At 64.7% G+C, this 15,279-nt stretch carries 13 protein-coding genes; 6 read left to right on the forward strand and 7 right to left on the reverse strand.

From position 1 onward, the window contains the following. Positions 1–24 precede the first annotated feature (24 nt). A complete protein-coding gene (gene queG / locus E6B08_RS27530; RefSeq protein ID WP_136917502.1) occupies positions 25–1,089 on the forward strand; it encodes a tRNA epoxyqueuosine(34) reductase QueG in 1,065 nt (354 codons plus the stop codon). 63 nt (positions 1,090–1,152) lie between these two features. Here queG and E6B08_RS27535 read toward each other — a convergent pair whose 3' ends face one another. Together E6B08_RS27535 and orn are read right to left on the reverse strand one after the other, a co-directional pair. Further along, positions 1,153–1,764, reverse strand: coding sequence for a trimeric intracellular cation channel family protein (locus tag E6B08_RS27535; RefSeq protein WP_136916847.1), 612 nt, complete (start codon positions 1,762–1,764; stop codon positions 1,153–1,155). A gap of 90 nt (positions 1,765–1,854) precedes the next feature. Beyond that, positions 1,855–2,397 (reverse strand): oligoribonuclease, encoded by a 543-nt coding sequence (gene orn, locus E6B08_RS27540; RefSeq protein WP_136916848.1) that lies wholly within the window; start codon positions 2,395–2,397, stop codon positions 1,855–1,857. A gap of 144 nt (positions 2,398–2,541) precedes the next feature. Between orn and rsgA the strand changes: the two genes are divergently transcribed. After that, complete coding sequence (gene rsgA, locus E6B08_RS27545) at positions 2,542–3,573, forward strand: small ribosomal subunit biogenesis GTPase RsgA (RefSeq protein WP_136916849.1); 1,032 nt, start codon at positions 2,542–2,544, stop codon at positions 3,571–3,573. A gap of 123 nt (positions 3,574–3,696) precedes the next feature. Here the strand turns inward: rsgA and motB are convergent, their stop codons facing one another. Then, complete coding sequence (gene motB, locus E6B08_RS27550; RefSeq protein WP_136916850.1) at positions 3,697–4,734, reverse strand: flagellar motor protein MotB; 1,038 nt, start codon at positions 4,732–4,734, stop codon at positions 3,697–3,699. 3 nt (positions 4,735–4,737) lie between these two features. Then, on the reverse strand, positions 4,738–5,589 hold the full coding sequence (gene motA, locus E6B08_RS27555) for a flagellar motor stator protein MotA (protein WP_136916851.1): 852 nt from the start codon (positions 5,587–5,589) through the stop codon (positions 4,738–4,740). Positions 5,590–5,719: 130 nt separating this feature from the next. On the opposite strand from motA, the gene E6B08_RS27560 reads away from it, so the two are divergent. Genes E6B08_RS27560 through asd form a run of 3 tightly spaced genes read left to right on the forward strand, consistent with a single transcriptional unit; the run spans position 5,720 to position 8,981 of the window. Further along, positions 5,720–7,255 (forward strand): HDOD domain-containing protein, encoded by a 1,536-nt coding sequence (locus tag E6B08_RS27560; protein WP_136916852.1) that lies wholly within the window; start codon positions 5,720–5,722, stop codon positions 7,253–7,255. A 43-nt stretch (positions 7,256–7,298) separates the two neighbouring features. Then, positions 7,299–8,108: a rhodanese-like domain-containing protein gene (locus E6B08_RS27565; RefSeq protein WP_136916853.1), complete on the forward strand. Its 810-nt coding sequence runs from the start codon at positions 7,299–7,301 to the stop codon at positions 8,106–8,108. Positions 8,109–8,117: 9 nt separating this feature from the next. Beyond that, positions 8,118–8,981, forward strand: coding sequence for an archaetidylserine decarboxylase (gene asd / locus E6B08_RS27570; RefSeq protein ID WP_136916854.1), 864 nt, complete (start codon positions 8,118–8,120; stop codon positions 8,979–8,981). 150 nt (positions 8,982–9,131) lie between these two features. On the opposite strand, the gene serB is transcribed toward asd, so the two are convergent. Then, positions 9,132–10,346 carry a phosphoserine phosphatase SerB gene (serB, locus tag E6B08_RS27575; protein ID WP_192938597.1) on the reverse strand — a complete coding sequence of 405 codons (1,215 nt, stop codon included), beginning with the start codon at positions 10,344–10,346 and terminating at the stop codon, positions 9,132–9,134. 135 nt (positions 10,347–10,481) lie between these two features. Between serB and E6B08_RS27580 the strand changes: the two genes are divergently transcribed. Beyond that, positions 10,482–11,957, forward strand: a complete 1,476-nt coding sequence (locus E6B08_RS27580) for an AhpA/YtjB family protein (protein WP_136916856.1) — start codon at positions 10,482–10,484, stop codon at positions 11,955–11,957. Between the two features lie 177 nt (positions 11,958–12,134). On the opposite strand, the gene E6B08_RS27585 is transcribed toward E6B08_RS27580, so the two are convergent. Both E6B08_RS27585 and parC read right to left on the reverse strand, forming a co-directional pair. After that, positions 12,135–12,845, reverse strand: coding sequence for a PqiC family protein (locus E6B08_RS27585; protein WP_136916857.1), 711 nt, complete (start codon positions 12,843–12,845; stop codon positions 12,135–12,137). A gap of 174 nt (positions 12,846–13,019) precedes the next feature. Beyond that, on the reverse strand, positions 13,020–15,278 hold the full coding sequence (gene parC / locus E6B08_RS27590; RefSeq protein ID WP_136916858.1) for a DNA topoisomerase IV subunit A: 2,259 nt from the start codon (positions 15,276–15,278) through the stop codon (positions 13,020–13,022). Between the last annotated feature and the right edge of the window lies 1 nt (position 15,279).

Raw genomic sequence — 15,279 nt, forward strand, 5'->3', positions numbered from 1 at the left:
GAGCCCGTATTGCCTTACCCATCCATGCCTGCCTCCACACCTGACCTCGCCAACCTGGCCCAATCGATCAAGGATTGGGGCCGAGAACTCGGTTTTGCCCACGTCGGCATCGCCGGGATCGACCTTGGCGAGCACGAACACCACCTGCAACGCTGGCTCGACGCCGGCTACCAGGGCGAGATGGAATACCTGGGGGCCCACGGCAGCAAGCGTGCGCACCCTGAGCAATTGATCCCCGGCACGCTGCGCGTGGTATCGCTGCGCATGGACTACCTGCCCGGCGACACCCAGATGGCCCAGCGCCTGGCACAGCCGGAAAAAGCCTACGTCTCGCGCTACGCCCTGGGCCGCGACTACCACAAGCTGGTGCGCAAGCGCGTGCAGCACCTGGCCGATCGCATCCAGGAGGCCATCGGCCCGTTCGGCTACCGCGCCTTCGTCGACAGCGCCCCGGTGCTGGAAAAGGCCCTGGCCGAACAGGCCGGGCTCGGCTGGATCGGCAAGAATACCTTGCTGCTCAATCGCAAGGCTGGCAGCTACTTCTTCCTCGCCGAACTGTTCGTCGACCTGCCGCTACCGCTGGACGAGGCCACCACCAGCGAACACTGCGGGCGCTGCCAGGCGTGCCTGGACATCTGCCCGACCCAGGCTTTCGTCGGCCCCTACGTGCTGGACGCCCGGCGCTGCATCTCGTACCTGACCATCGAACTGAAAGGCGCCATCCCGGTGGAGCTGCGTTCGATGATGGGCAACCGGGTGTTCGGCTGCGACGACTGCCAGATCGTCTGCCCGTGGAACCGCTTCGCCAATCCCAGCAAGGAGCAGGACTTCCAGCCTCGCCACGGCCTGGAGAATGCCGAACTGGCGGAAATGTTCCTCTGGGACGAGCGAACCTTCCTGCGCAAGACCGAGGGTGGACCGCTGCGGCGGGCGGGGTATGAGCGCTGGTTGCGCAACCTGGCGGTGGGGCTTGGCAATGCGCCCACGACGATACCGGTGGTCGAGGCGCTCAAGGCGCGACGCGAGGACGCTTCGGCGCTGGTGCGCGAGCATGTGGAGTGGGCGCTGGCCAGACACGGCATCCCGTAACCACCCCGCCTTTTGTAGGAGCTGGCTTGCCGGCGATGAGCCAAAACACAGCCTCGGGAGTCATCACTGCTGGTCGTTGTAATGAAACTTGGGCATTTCCCAGTGGAAACGAATCGCCAGCAAGCGCAGCAGGAACCCACCGAACAAGGTCAGCAACATGCCTTGCTCCGCTGGCACCTCGAAGTACACGCAGCCCAGGTAGAACCAGGCCGCCGCGAACGACACGCTGGCATACAGCTCGCGGCGGAACACCAGCGGGATATCGTTGCAGAAGATATCGCGCAGGATCCCACCGAACACCCCGGTGATCACCCCGCTGAGCGAGGCCACCAACATGCCCTGCCCCATCTCCAGCGCGGTCATGCAGCCAATCAGGGTAAACGCCACCAGCCCCAGGGCGTCGAGCACCAGAAACAACGAGCGCAACCGCCGCATCATCGGTGCGATGAAGATCGTCAGCAGCGCGGCGCAACTGGTCAGCACCAAGTACTCGGGGTGCTTCACCCAGGTCAACGGGTAGTGCCCGAGCAACACGTCGCGCACCGAGCCACCGCCCAGTGCGGTGATGCAGGCGATCAGCACCACGCCGAACCAGTCCATGCCGCGACGGCCTGCAGACAAGGCGCCGGTCATGGCTTCGGCGGTAATGGCGATGAGGTAGAGCATCAACAACATGGCGCGGGTCCGTGCGGGAAAGGCGCGCAGTCTAACCAGTTGCCTCTGGCACCAAAAGAGGGCGCGCGCAGGAAGATCGCCCCCCATGGATCACACCTTGATGAAGTGCTCGCGGTAGTGACGCAATTCGGCGATCGATTCGCGGATGTCATCGAGCGCCAGGTGGGTGCTGCCCTTCTTGAAACTGTCGCGTACGTCCGGCGCCCAGCGCGCCGCCAGCTCCTTGAGGGTGGACACGTCGAGGTTGCGGTAGTGGAAGTAGTTTTCCAGGCTGCGCATGTGCCGGTAGAGGAAGCGGCGATCCTGGCAGATGCTGTTGCCGCAGATCGGCGACTTGCCCTTGGGCACCCATTGCTCCAGGAAGGCCAGGGTCTGCGCCTCGGCCTCGGCCATGTCGATGCGGCTGTCGCGCACGCGCTGGGTCAGGCCCGAGGCGCCGTGGGTGCGGGTGTTCCATTCGTCCATGCGCGCCAGCACCTCGTCACTGTGGTGGATGGCGATCACCGGGCCTTCGGCCAGGGTGTTCAGCTCGCTGTCGGTGACGATGGTCGCCATCTCGATGATGACGTCGCTGTCCGGGTCGAGCCCGGTCATTTCCAGATCGATCCAGATCAGGTTCTGTGGGTTGTGCATGAAAGACTCCTCGTATAGGCCGTTATAGTAGCCTAGCCAGGCGGCGTGGTGCATTCGCGCCGCGACAGCTAAGCCCGCTGGTCGAGCGCCCGGCGTGCTAAACTGCCAGCCGTTTTCTTACCGCCCCGCCAACACGGAACCTTCATGGCCAAACGCCAACTCAATCGCCGCCAGAACTGGCGTATCGAAAAAATCCAGAACGAACGCGCCGCCCGCGCCGCCAAACGCGAGCAGCATGCGCTGCAGGAACTGGAGGGCGGCGACCTGGGGCCTGAACAGTTGGGCCTGGTGATCGCCCACTTCGGTGTGCAGGTGGAAGTCGAGGCACAGGACGGCGAGTCAGCCGGCCAGGTCTTCCGCTGCCACCTGCGGGCCAACCTGCCAGCGCTGGTCACCGGTGATCGCGTAGTCTGGCGTGCCGGCAACCAGGGCATCGGCGTGATCGTCGCGCAGATGCCACGCAGCACCGAATTGTGCAGGCCGAACAACCATGGTCAGCTCAAGCCGGTGGCGGCCAACGTCGACCTGATCGTGATCGTCTTCGCCCCGGCCCCCGAACCCCACCCCAACCTCATCGACCGCTACCTGGTGGCGGCCGAGCATGCTGGCATCCGCCCGCTGCTGCTGCTGAACAAGGCCGACCTCATCGACGAGCAGAACGGCCCCGGCCTGCATGAGCTGCTCGAGGTGTACCGCGAGCTGGGCTATCCGCTGCTGGAAGTCTCGGCCCATCAGGGCGATGGCATGCAGCGCTTGCAGCAGATGCTGGACGGCCACATCAGCGTGTTCGTCGGGCAATCGGGCGTGGGCAAGTCGTCGCTGGTCAACAGCCTGCTACCCGAGGCCGGGACGCGGGTCGGCGACCTCTCCGAGTGGTCCGGCCAGGGCACCCACACCACCACCACCGCACGCTTGTACCACTTCCCCAACGGCGGCGACCTGATCGACTCGCCGGGCATTCGCGAATTCGGCCTGGCCCACGTCAGCCGCGACGACGTCGAAGCAGGCTTCATCGAGTTCCGAGACCTGTTCGGCACCTGCCGCTTCCGCGATTGCAAGCATGACCGGGAACCTGGCTGCGCGCTGCTCAAGGCCCTGGAAGACGGCCGGATCAAACCACAGCGCATGAACAGCTATCGCTCGATCATCGCCAGCCTCACGCAAGACAGCTACTGATGCAATTGGGGCCGCTACGCGCCCCTTCGCGGCACAAGGCCGCTCCTACAGGGATATGCATTCCCCTGTAGGAGCGGCCTTGTGCCGCGAAGGGGCGCGTAGCGGCCCCATGTTCCACACCGTCTACTGCCCCTTGGCTTCGTCCATCTTCAACACGCCATCCTCGAAGATGTTCAGCTTCTGCCGCAGTTCGCGCGGCTGCATCGGCGTATCGCCCGCCCCCGGCGTCGCCGAGGCCGCTGGCGCGGCAGGTGCGCCAGGCGTAGCGGGTGGCGGGTTGGCGCCAGGTGCAGGTGCGGCGTCCGGCGCGCCTTGCTGGCCTTCGATATCGCGCTGGGCCTTCTTGGTCAGGACGATGATGTCAATGCGACGGTTGACCGGGTTGAACGGGTTCTTGCGGTCGAACAGCGATGACGAGGCGTAGCCGACCACTCGCGCCACCTGCTCGTCCGGGTAGCCTCCGGCAACCAGCGCCCGACGCGCCGCGTTGGCCCGGTTGGCCGACAGCTCCCAGTTGCCGAAATCTCCCGTGCCGGCATAGGGCTTGGCGTCGGTGTGGCCACTGATGCTGATCTTGTTCGGCACCGCCTTGATGGTGTCGGCCATCGCCAGCAGGATGTCCTCGAAATACGGCTGCAAGCGGGCACTGCCGAGGTCGAACATCGGCCGGTTCTCGGCGTCCATGATCTGGATGCGCAAACCGTCCTGGGTGATCTCGAACAGGATCTGGTCCTTGAACTTCTGCAGCTCGGGGTTTTCCTCGACCTTGTTCTGCAACTCCTGCAGCAACAGCTCCAGGCGTTCACGCTCGACCTGCTCGGCCAGGGTCTCGACCTGGTCCTTGTCCAGCTGGATGCTGGTATTGGGCGTAGGCTCTGACTTTTCTTCCGGGTTGATGGTCTTTTCCGGCGCCAGTTGTGGCGAACCGCCCAGGTCGATGACGTAGGGCGTGCCGCTTTCGGAAAAGCCGATCGGGTCCTTGAAGTATCCGGCAATGGCGATCTTCTGCTCGGGCGTGGCCGTGGACAGCAGCCACAGCACCAGGAAGAACGCCATCATCGCCGTGGCGAAGTCGGCGAAAGCGATCTTCCAGGCTCCGCCATGGTGGCCGCCGCCGAAGCGCTTGACGCGCTTGATGATTATCGGCTGATTGTTTTCCATGACTCAGCGACCACGAACCGCTTGTTCCAGCTCGGAGAAGCTTGGGCGGTGCTTGGGGTACAGCACCTTGCGGCCGAACTCGACGGCCAGCGACGGCGGCATGCCCGAGGCCGAGGCAACCAGCGAGGCCTTGATCGATTCGTAGAGATTGATCTCTTCCTTGGCGTCGTGCTCCAGGCACTTGGCCAGCGGACCGAAGAAGCCGTAGGCCGCGAGAATACCGAAGAAGGTACCGACCAGCGCCGCGCCCACGTGCAGGCCGATCGAGGCCTGGTCGCCGTCGCCCAGCGAAGCCATGGTCACCACGATGCCCAGTACCGCCGCGACGATACCGAAGCCCGGCATGCCGTCGGCGATGCCGTTGACCGCGTGCGATGGGTGCTCGAGCTCTTCCTTCATGTTCAACAGCTCCATGTCGAACAGGCCTTCGAGCTCATGGGGTGCCATGTTGCCGGTGGACATGATGCGCAGGTAGTCGCAGATGAACGCGGTCATGCGCTCATCGCCCAACACCGAGGGGTACTTGGCGAAGATCGGGCTGGCCGCGGCATCTTCGATATCGCTCTCGATCGCCATCATGCCTTCACGGCGGCTCTTGTTGAGGATCTCGTAGACCAGGCCCAGCACTTCCATATAGTAGGCATGGGTAAAGCGCGAGCCGAACATCTTCATCGACTTCTTGATTACATGCATGGTCATGTAACCGGGGTTGGCCTGAAGGAACGCACCGAAGGCCGCACCGCCGATGATCAGCACTTCGAATGGCTGGATCAGCGCCGCAATCTTGCCGTGGGAAAGAACGTATCCGCCGAGCACGCTCGCGAATACGACGATGATGCCGATAATTTTAGCCATAGGTTCAAAGCACTTGCAGTCGTGGTCAGGGTCGGGGACGGGAGCTTTAAAACTCTTCTTCTACTTATCGGCAGAACTGCGCCAGACTATAGCCACTAAAAGCGAAAAGCCAGTTCGGACTGATGTCAAAATGCCAATTGAAACTAAGGTACCTGCTGAGATTCCGCGCACGTTGAAGGCCTGGGTAACGTTACTCGACGGCATCCGCCTGCCGGTGCCCAAGAACAGTTACGACCGGGTCATGGCCGCCATCAACGATAGCCGCCGTTCCCTGCGCGACATCGCCGAACTGATGCAGGACAGCCCGGCCCTGGTGCTCTCGGTGATGCGCGAGGCCAACCACCCGGGCAACCCGAGCCAGGCCGAGCCCGCCGAGAGCCTGGAAATCGCGCTCAACCGCCTGGGCCTGGCACGCAGCGAACAGCTGCTCAAACGCCTGCCGTCGCTGCCGGAAGACGAGCTACCGCCGGTGCTGTGCCAGTTCCTGCTGATCAGCCAGCACGCCTCGCAGCAGGCCAGCGGCCTGTTCGCCAGCCGCCTGGCGCGGCTGTGGCAGGAGATCCACTGGGGCAGCTTGCTGTTCCTGGCGCCGCTATGGCCGCTGGCCCTGGCCTACCCCAAGCTGCTCGACGCGTGGGAGCTGCGGGTTATCCACAAGGGCGAGGACGCCACGCACGTTGAGCAGGAGCTGTTCGGCGTACGCATCATGGCCCTCTGCCAGGCGGTGGCCGAGCATTGGCGCCTGCCGCAATGGGTTACCCAGGGCTACCGGCTGCTGCTCGAAGAGCGCGAGCAACTGGCGCTGGTACTGAATATCGCCCGCGATCCGGATGAACTCAGCCAGCAGCACCGCCTGGACGAGGAGCCCGGCCTGCGCCGGTGGTTCAACCAGCCCGCCAATACCGTGCTGCTGGCCAACAACCTGGCCCTGGCTGCCCAGGTCGGTTGGGACAACCCTCACCTGCTGCGCTGGCAGTTGCTGACCGCGCTGTACCTGCAAACCTCACTGGACGACGTGCAGCAGCAGGTGCACCAGCAGGCTGCGGCCAGTGCCCGCCATCACGCCCGGCACGCCGTGTTCCACCCCGCAGAGGCACTGATCTGGCCCTGGCAGCAACGTCGCCCGCACCCGGACATGCTCACCCCGCCGCCTCCCGGCAGCGATGACCTGGCGCGCTGGCGCAAGCTCTGCCAGGAACTGCTGGCGCAACCCAGCCCCTTCGCCAACGCCGTGCACCTGGCCACCCAGGCCCGCGAGGCGCTGCAGGCCTGCGGCATGCAACGCATCCTGCTGCTGACTCTGGACCGCGCCAGCGACTACCTGCGCGTGCAGCAGGCCAGTGGGTTGCCCAAGGAAGCGGCGGCCATTGCCCTGCAAGTGCCGCAGAACAGGTTGCTGCAAAAGCTGGTGAGCAAGGCTGCGCAACTGCGCCTGACGCCCGAGAACCACGGCCAGTTCGCCGCCCTGTTGCCCGCCCCGCTGCGCGCGCTGTTCCACAGCGAGCACCTGCTGCTGCGCTCGCTGGCGGTGGATGACCAGGTCCTGATGCTGGCGGTGGCCGACCAGGGCGGCAAGCCGTTGGCCGATGTCAGCGTGCAGGCCTTCGGCAAAACCGCGCAATGCATCGAGCGGGCGCTGGCCGTGTTTGCCAACCGCAACCCTTGAGCCTTGCGCTACAATCGCCCTCTTTCCACACTGGAGAACGTGGATGACTGATTTTTCCGGCCTGCCCCTGGTGATCGAGCCCGCAGACCTGTTGCCGCGCCTGGATTGCCCACAGTTGATCCTGGTCGACCTGAGCAGCGCCAATCGCTACATCAGCGGGCATATCCCCGGCGCCCGCTTCGTCGAAGGCAAGCGTACCCAACTCGGCCAGCCGCCGGCCCCTGGCCTGCTGCCGGCCGTGGGCGACCTGGAGAAACTGTTTAGCGAACTCGGCCATCGCGAGGACGCCGTCTACGTGGTCTACGACGATGAGGGCGGCGGCTGGGCCGGGCGCTTCATCTGGCTGCTCGACGTCATCGGCCACAAGGCCTACCACTACCTCAACGGCGGCATCCAGGCCTGGCCGGCGGACAAGCTCACCACCGAGGTGCCACCGCCTTGCAACACCCAGGTGGCGCTGCAGCTGCACGGCGAGCCGACCGCCACCCGCGAATACCTGCAAAGCCGCCTGGGCGCCGACGACCTGGTCATCTGGGATGCCCGCGGCCCGCAGGAATACAACGGCGAGAAAGTGCTGGCGGCCAAGGGCGGACACATCCCCGGTGCGGTCAACTTCGAGTGGACCGCCGGCATGGACCTCAACGATCACCAGCGCATCCGCAAGGACATCGCCGAGGTGCTCGAGCGCCTGGGCATCACCCCGGACAAGGAAGTGATCACCCACTGCCAGACCCACCGCCGCTCCGGTTTCACCTATCTGGTGGCCAAGGCCCTCGGCTACCCACGGGTCAAGGCGTACGCCGGCTCGTGGAGCGAATGGGGCAACCACCCGGACACGCCTGTAGAAGTCTAAGGAACCTGCATGAAATCCCGTTTGTTCATCATCAGCCAGTACCTGCTGCCGCACCACTTGCTGTCACGGCTGGCCGGCTGCGTTGCCGAGTGTCGCGCGCGCTGGTTCAAGAATGCCTTCACCGCCTGGTTCGCCAAGCGCTACCAGGTCAACATGAGCGAAGCGTTGGTCGAGGACCTCACCGCCTACGAGCACTTCAACGCCTTCTTCACCCGCGCGCTCAAACCGGGTGCACGCCCGCTGGACGAGACCCCGGGAGCCATCCTCAGCCCAGCCGATGGCGCGATCAGCCAGCTCGGCCCGATCGAGCATGGCCGCATCTTCCAGGCCAAAGGTCACAGCTTCAGTGCCCAGGAGTTGCTGGGCGGCGATCCGGCCCTGGCCGCGCCGTTCATGGGCGGCGAATTCGCCACCGTGTACCTGTCGCCCAAGGACTACCACCGCGTGCACATGCCGCTGGCCGGCACCCTGCGCGAGATGGTCTACGTGCCCGGTCGCCTGTTCTCGGTCAACCAGACCACCGCGGAGAACGTGCCGGAGCTGTTCGCTCGTAACGAGCGCGTGGTGTGCCTGTTCGACACCGAGCGTGGGCCGATGGCCGTGGTGCTGGTCGGTGCGATGATCGTCGCCTCGATCGAAACCGTCTGGGCCGGCCTGGTTACGCCGCCCAAGCGTGAGATCAAGACCTTCCGCTACGACGAAGGCAGCCGCGCGCCGATCCACCTGGAAAAAGGCGCCGAGCTTGGCCGCTTCAAGCTGGGCTCCACCGCCATCGTGCTGTTTGGCCCCGAGCAGGTGAAGTGGGCCCAGACCCTGGGTGCCGGCTCGGCCGTGCGCATGGGCGAGTTGCTGGCAACGCCTGCCCAGGCCTGATTGCCTGATGAATCCCCGGGGCCGCTCTGCGGCCCAATCGCGACACAAGGCCGCTCCCACAGGTTAGGTGCATATTTTTAATGCAGCGCCTAACCGGTGGGAGCGGCCTTGTGTCGCGATTGGGCTGCGAAGCAGCCCCACGTTATCTGATCAGCCGCGAGCTTCGCGGTCACGCAGACCCAACAGGTACAACACGCCATCCAGGCCCAGGGTCGAGATCGCCTGCTTGGCCGACTGGCGCACCAGCGGCTTGGCGCGGAAAGCCACGCCCAGCCCGGCCAGGGCCAGCATCGGCAGGTCGTTGGCACCGTCACCCACGGCGATGGTCTGCTCGAGCTGCAGGCCTTCGTCAGCGGCCAGCTTTTGCAGCAAGTCAGCCTTGCGCTGGGCGTCGACGATCGGCTCCACGGCCACCCCAGTGACCTTGCCGTCGACCACTTCCAGCTCGTTGGCGAAGACGTAGTCGATGCCCAGGCGTGCCTGCACCTGCTTGGCGAAATAGCTGAAGCCACCGGACAGGATCGCGGTCTTGTAGCCCAGGCGCTTGAGCTCGGCGAACAGGTTCTCGGCGCCTTCGGTCAGGCGCAGCGAAGCACCGATCTGATCCAGCACGCCTACGTCCAGGCCCTTGAGCAACGCCATGCGCTCCTTGAAGCTGGCGCGGAAGTCCAGCTCGCCACGCATGGCCCGCTCGGTGATCGCCGCTACCTGCTCACCGACACCCGCGGCCTTGGCCAGTTCGTCGATGACTTCGGCTTCGATCAGCGTCGAGTCCATGTCAAACACCGCCAGGCGGCGGTTGCGGCGGAACAGGTCGTCCTTCTGGAAGGCGATGTCGATGTCCAGCGCCTCGGCCAGGGCGAAGAAGTCGCTGCGCAGTGCCTGGGCATCGCTTGGCACGCCACGTACGGAAATCTCCAGGGCGGCCTTGCCCTTGTCGGCTTCGGCCTCCAGCGAAACACGGGCCGACAGACGCTCGATGCGCTCAATGGTCAGGCCGTATTGGCTGATCACCGCACTCACCCGCTGCAGTTGCTCAGGTTTGATCTTGCGGCTGAGCAGCGTCACGATGTGTCGCGCCTCGCCGTGGCCATCGGCCCAATGCTGGTAGTCGGCCTCGGAAATCGGCGTGTAGCGGGCCTGCAGGTTCAATTCATGAGCCTTGGCCTGCACGCTTTGCAGCAGGTTGGTGGCCACTTCGTTATCCGGGATATCGACCAGGATGCCGAACGACAAGGTGCCGTGCATGACCGCCAGGCCGATGTCGAGGATGTTCACACCACCCTGGAGCAGGACGCCGGTCAGGGCGGCAGTGAGACCGGGACGGTCTTCACCGGTGATGTTGATCAGGACGATTTCGCGCACAACCTGGCTCCGACTTCGATGAAAAATGCGCATTCTACCGATTTTCCGTGACCATCGGGCACCATCGCTACTTTGCCGACAAATTACGGCTCGCTATACTGCGCAACACTTTTCTGCCATTAAGAGCCGCGCTCTGTGAACCGGCCCACGCCCGTCAAGCCAGACAACTTCTTCCTGATGATCTTCCGTGCCCTGCGTCAACGTCGCGTTCCACTGGCACTGCGCATCGCCAGCACCAACATATTCCTGGTGGCGCTGGCGCTGGTGATCTATGCCTGTGTCATGGGCCTGCAGTTCAAGCAGGCCATGCATGAACAGGCTGACGCCCTCGGCCAGAGCCTCACCACCCAGACCGCAACCTCGGCCACCGAGCTGCTGGTGTCGAACGACATCCTCAGTCTCAACGTGCTGCTGGGCAACCTGGTGAAAAACCCCCTGGTGGCGCACGCGGCGATCTACAGCGTCGACAACCGGATCCTCGCCGAGGCCGGCCAGCGTCCGCGCAACAGCCTGTTGGGCGAGGCCGAGGGCCTGTACCAGACCAAGATCACCTTCCAGGACGTCACCGCCGGGCAGCTACGCATCAGCCTGGACATGAGCCAGTTCCAGCAGCCGATGCTGATCAGCCTGCAGAGCATGGGCATCCTTGCCGCGATCCTGCTGGCCCTGGCCTTGAGCCTGAGCCTGCGCCAGGGGCGCTACATCACCACGCCGCTGCTGCAGCTGCGTGTCTGGCTGCGTGACCCGCACCCCTACACACCGGCCATCGACCGCCAGGACGAGATCGGCGACCTGGCGCGCCAACTGCACACCCGCCTGGCGCCGCCGCCGCCACCGGAGCCAGAGGAAGAAGAGGAAGACGAAGGCGACTTCGACGACCTGCACGACGATCCTCACCACGATGCGCCACCCGCGCCGCGTGCCGTCGCCAGGCCAGGCAGCGTGGCTCACGCCGACGAGGACGATGACGAGGCCTTTGCCGGCCTGCTGGACAACGACGAACCAGCGCCCAGGGCCGCCATGGTCGAATCGGACGAACCGCAGAACAGCGCCGTGCTGGCCGTGCAACTGGGTTCCCAGGAGCAATTGCGGCGCCTGCCGCGTACCCGCCTGACCGAACTGCTGGAGCGCTATCGCGACTGCCTGGAGCAAGCGGCCTCGCTGTACGATGGCGAAACCTACACACTCAACGATGGCAGCACCCTGGTCTTGTTCCACAGCCGCGACAGTGGCGAGGACTACCTGACCAACGCCATCTGCTGCGGCGAGCTGCTGCGCGCCCTGGGTCATGCCCTGCAGATCGAGGTGGCCGACAGCGGCATTACCCTGCAACTGCAGCTGGGCCTGGTGCATGGCGACGACCTGCAGGGGCTGGAGCAGGTCGACCTGCTGATGACCGAAAAGGCCCAGGACGCCCTGGCCCTCTCGCAGCACAGCCGCAACCTGCTGCTGGTCGAGCGGCAGATCAGCGACGATGCGCTGATCCGCCAACGCGCGCGCATCCGCCCGATTGCCAGCCCCGAAGGCGCCTGTTGTGTAGAGCGGCTGATGGAGCCATACCCGTCGATGCTGGAACGCCAGCTGGCGCGGATGGACGAGCGACGAGGCTGATTCGAGATCCTTGGGGCTGCTTTGCAGCCCTATCGCGACACAAGGCCGCTCCCACAGGTCCAGCGGCTTGTGGGAGCGGCCTTGTGTCGCGATAGGGCTGCGAAGCGGCCCCAGTACTTTCGGCACCCACAAAAAAGCCCGCATGAGCGCGGGCTTTTTTGTGGGTGTTCGGCTCGGTCAGAACCGATACACCTCCATGTCCGTACGAATCGGCGAAGCCATTGGAATCTTGGCTTTTTCCGGTCCTTTCTTGACCTGGGCCGGTGCCGCCTGTTTCTTCGGCGTCTCTTCGGCAATCGCCGGCTGGTTGGCCAGCGGCTTGACCGCCGTGCTCAACTGCTCGGCGAGTTTCTGCAGCAATTGGCCCTGGGCCTGTACCTGCGACGACTCGCTGCCCTCGTGCGGCTGCTCGAGGTGCACGATGCGGTTGTCACGTACGTGACCACGACGGTCGAGCAGGCGCCATTGGGCATCGAGCACGGCCGGTTGGTTTTTCCCCGAGTCCAGGCGCGTGATCGACAGCAGGACTTGCACATCCGGCGAAAAACCGGTGCTTGCCGGTGCCAGCACGACGCGCTGGCTGTCCAGACGCCAAGCCAGCTGGCGAACCAGCAGCTGGTCGATATCCGATGACAGGCTGCCCGCCCAACGACCGTCGGTCGCCGAACTCAGACTGCCATCAGCTTGGCGCTGCAGGAAGGTTTCGCGTTGCAGGTAATCGGCAATCGAAACCGGGCCAAGCACCACGGCCATGCCCGCGCTTTGCGAAGGCTGGCCAGGATCACCGCTGTCGAGTTGATACAGGGCCATCGGCTGATGCATGCTGCATCCGCCAAGCCCCAGCAAACCCGTCATCAACAGCGCAAATGGAAGGCGCAGAAATTTCATCATCCCATCCAGGCGGCTGCTACAGAGCAAACCGCAATGATACTGATATAGATTCATTTGGGCACACGGCCACGCCGGCACCGCAAGGGCACTATCATCCGCGAAATGACCGTCCGACTCCAGCATTTCCGCCTGGAGCGACGCTGATATTGCCGCTCCAGGCGTTTCGCCAGATTACGCCGGACCTTCCACCTGCAACCCATCGACCCGCTGGAAGCCGCGTGGCAGCTTACTGCCGCGCCGGCCACGCTCGCCCTTGTAGTGCTCCAGGTCGTCGGGTTTCAGAGACAGCGTACGCTTACCGGCCTGCAATACAAGCGTCGCCCCCTCGGCGAGCACCGCCAGGTCGGTGACATATTCCTCGCGACTGGCGACACGGTCGCCCGGCACGCCGATGATCTTGTTGCCCTTGCCCTTGCCCAGCTGCGGCAGGTCGCTGACCTTGAACACCAGCAGGCGGCCCTCGGTGGTAACCGCCGCCAGCCAATCCTGGTCGCGGTTGGCCACTGGTCGGGGCGTGATGACCTTGGCGCCGTTGGGCAGGCTGAGCAAGCCCTTGCCGGCCTTGTTCTTGGCCTGCAGGTCCTCGCCCTTGACCACGAAACCGTAGCCGGCGTCAGAGGCCACCACATACAACGCGTCATCCTCAGGCAGCAGCACGCACTCGAAGGTAGCCCCCGGCGGTGGCGCCAGGCGGCCGGTCAGCGGCTCGCCCTGGCCACGCGCCGACGGCAGGCTGTGGGCCGCCAGCGAGTAGCTGCGCCCCGTCGAATCGATGAGTACGGCGAACTGGTTCGAACGCCCCGCAGCGGCGGCCTTGAAGCCGTCCCCGGCCTTGTAGGAGAGACCGGTGGCGTCGATGTCGTGGCCCTTGGCGCAGCGCACCCAGCCTTTTTCCGACAACACCACTGTCACCGGCTCGGTCGGCATCAGCTCGTTTTCGGACAGCGCCTTGGCTTCGGCACGCTCGACGATCGGCGACCGGCGGTCGTCGCCATAGGTTTCGGCGTCCTTGATCAGTTCGCTGCGCACCAGCTTGCGCAGCTTGGCGTCACCGCCCAGCAGGGCGAGCAGCTTGGCCTGCTCCTTGAGCAACTCGTCCTGTTCGCCACGAATCTTCATCTCTTCCAGGCGGGCCAACTGACGCAAGCGGGTCTCGAGGATGTAGTCGGCCTGGATCTCGGTCAGCTCGAAGCGGGCGATCAGGGCCTGCTTGGGGTGTTCCTCGGTGCGGATGATGTGGATCACTTCATCCAGGTTGAGGAACGCGGTGAGCAAGCCTTCCAACAGGTGCAGGCGCTTCTCGACCTTTTCCAGGCGATGCTGCAGGCGGCGACGAACGGTACCGATACGGTACTGCAGCCACTCCAGCAGCAGGGCGCGCAGGTTCTTCAACTGTGGCCGGCCATCGAGGCCGATGATGTTGACGTTGACCCGATAGCTGCTTTCCAGCTCGGTGGTCGCGAACAGGTGCTGCATCAGCTCGTCGGCATCCACCCGGTTGGAACGCGGAATGATGACGATGCGGCAAGGGTTCTCGTGGTCCGACTCGTCGCGCAGGTCGGCGACCATCGGCAGCTTCTTGGCCTGCATCTGCGCGGCGATCTGCTCCAGCACCTTGGCCCCGGAGACCTGATGCGGCAAGGCGGTGACGACGATATCGCCGTCCTCGACGCGATACACCGCACGCATGCGGATCGAGCCGCGACCGCTTTCGTATATCTTGAGGATCTCAGCACGCGGCGTGATGATCTCGGCCTCGGTCGGGTAGTCCGGACCCTGGATGTGCTCGCACAGCTGTTCGAGGGTAGCCTTGGGCTCATCGAGCAGGCGCACGCAGGCGCTGGCCACTTCACGCAGGTTGTGTGGCGGCACGTCGGTGGCCATGCCCACCGCGATACCGGTGGTGCCGTTGAGCAGGATGTTGGGCAGGCGCGCCGGCAGCACCGCAGGCTCCTGCAGGGTGCCGTCGAAGTTCGGCACCCAGTCCACGGTGCCCTGGCCCAGTTCGCTGAGCAGCACCTCGGAGTAGCGCGACAGGCGCGCTTCGGTGTAACGCATGGCCGCGAACGACTTTGGATCGTCCGGAGCCCCCCAGTTGCCCTGGCCGTCGACCAGGGTGTAGCGGTAGCTGAACGGCTGCGCCATCAGCACCATGGCCTCGTAGCAGGCCGAGTCGCCGTGGGGGTGGAACTTGCCGAGCACGTCGCCGACGGTACGCGCCGACTTCTTGTGCTTGGCATCGGCATCGAGCCCCAACTCGCTCATGGCATAGACGATGCGTCGCTGCACCGGCTTGAGGCCGTCGCCGATGTGCGGCAAGGCCCGGTCCATGATCACGTACATGGAATAGTTGAGGTAGGCCTGTTCGGTGAAGTCAGCCAATGAGCGGCGTTCGACGCCGTCCAGGCTGAGTTCCAGTGAGTCGCTCATG

This window comes from Pseudomonas putida (assembly GCF_005080685.1).
Classification (GTDB): Bacteria; Pseudomonadota; Gammaproteobacteria; order Pseudomonadales; family Pseudomonadaceae; genus Aquipseudomonas; species Aquipseudomonas putida_V.

Excerpts from the sequence above, each read along its gene's own strand:
- parC (WP_136916858.1), bottom strand. The coding sequence starts at position 15,278 with ATGAGCGACTCACTGGAACTCAGCCTGGACGGCGTCGAACGCCGCTCA.
- queG (WP_136917502.1), top strand. The coding sequence starts at position 25 with ATGCCTGCCTCCACACCTGACCTCGCCAACCTGGCCCAATCGATCAAG.
- E6B08_RS27535 (WP_136916847.1), bottom strand. The coding sequence starts at position 1,764 with ATGTTGTTGATGCTCTACCTCATCGCCATTACCGCCGAAGCCATGACC.
- motA (WP_136916851.1), bottom strand. The coding sequence starts at position 5,589 with ATGGCTAAAATTATCGGCATCATCGTCGTATTCGCGAGCGTGCTCGGC.
- orn (WP_136916848.1), bottom strand. The coding sequence starts at position 2,397 with ATGCACAACCCACAGAACCTGATCTGGATCGATCTGGAAATGACCGGG.
- motB (WP_136916850.1), bottom strand. The coding sequence starts at position 4,734 with ATGGAAAACAATCAGCCGATAATCATCAAGCGCGTCAAGCGCTTCGGC.
- rsgA (WP_136916849.1), top strand. The coding sequence starts at position 2,542 with ATGGCCAAACGCCAACTCAATCGCCGCCAGAACTGGCGTATCGAAAAA.
- asd (WP_136916854.1), top strand. The coding sequence starts at position 8,118 with ATGAAATCCCGTTTGTTCATCATCAGCCAGTACCTGCTGCCGCACCAC.
- E6B08_RS27560 (WP_136916852.1), top strand. The coding sequence starts at position 5,720 with ATGCCAATTGAAACTAAGGTACCTGCTGAGATTCCGCGCACGTTGAAG.
- E6B08_RS27585 (WP_136916857.1), bottom strand. The coding sequence starts at position 12,845 with ATGAAATTTCTGCGCCTTCCATTTGCGCTGTTGATGACGGGTTTGCTG.
- E6B08_RS27565 (WP_136916853.1), top strand. The coding sequence starts at position 7,299 with ATGACTGATTTTTCCGGCCTGCCCCTGGTGATCGAGCCCGCAGACCTG.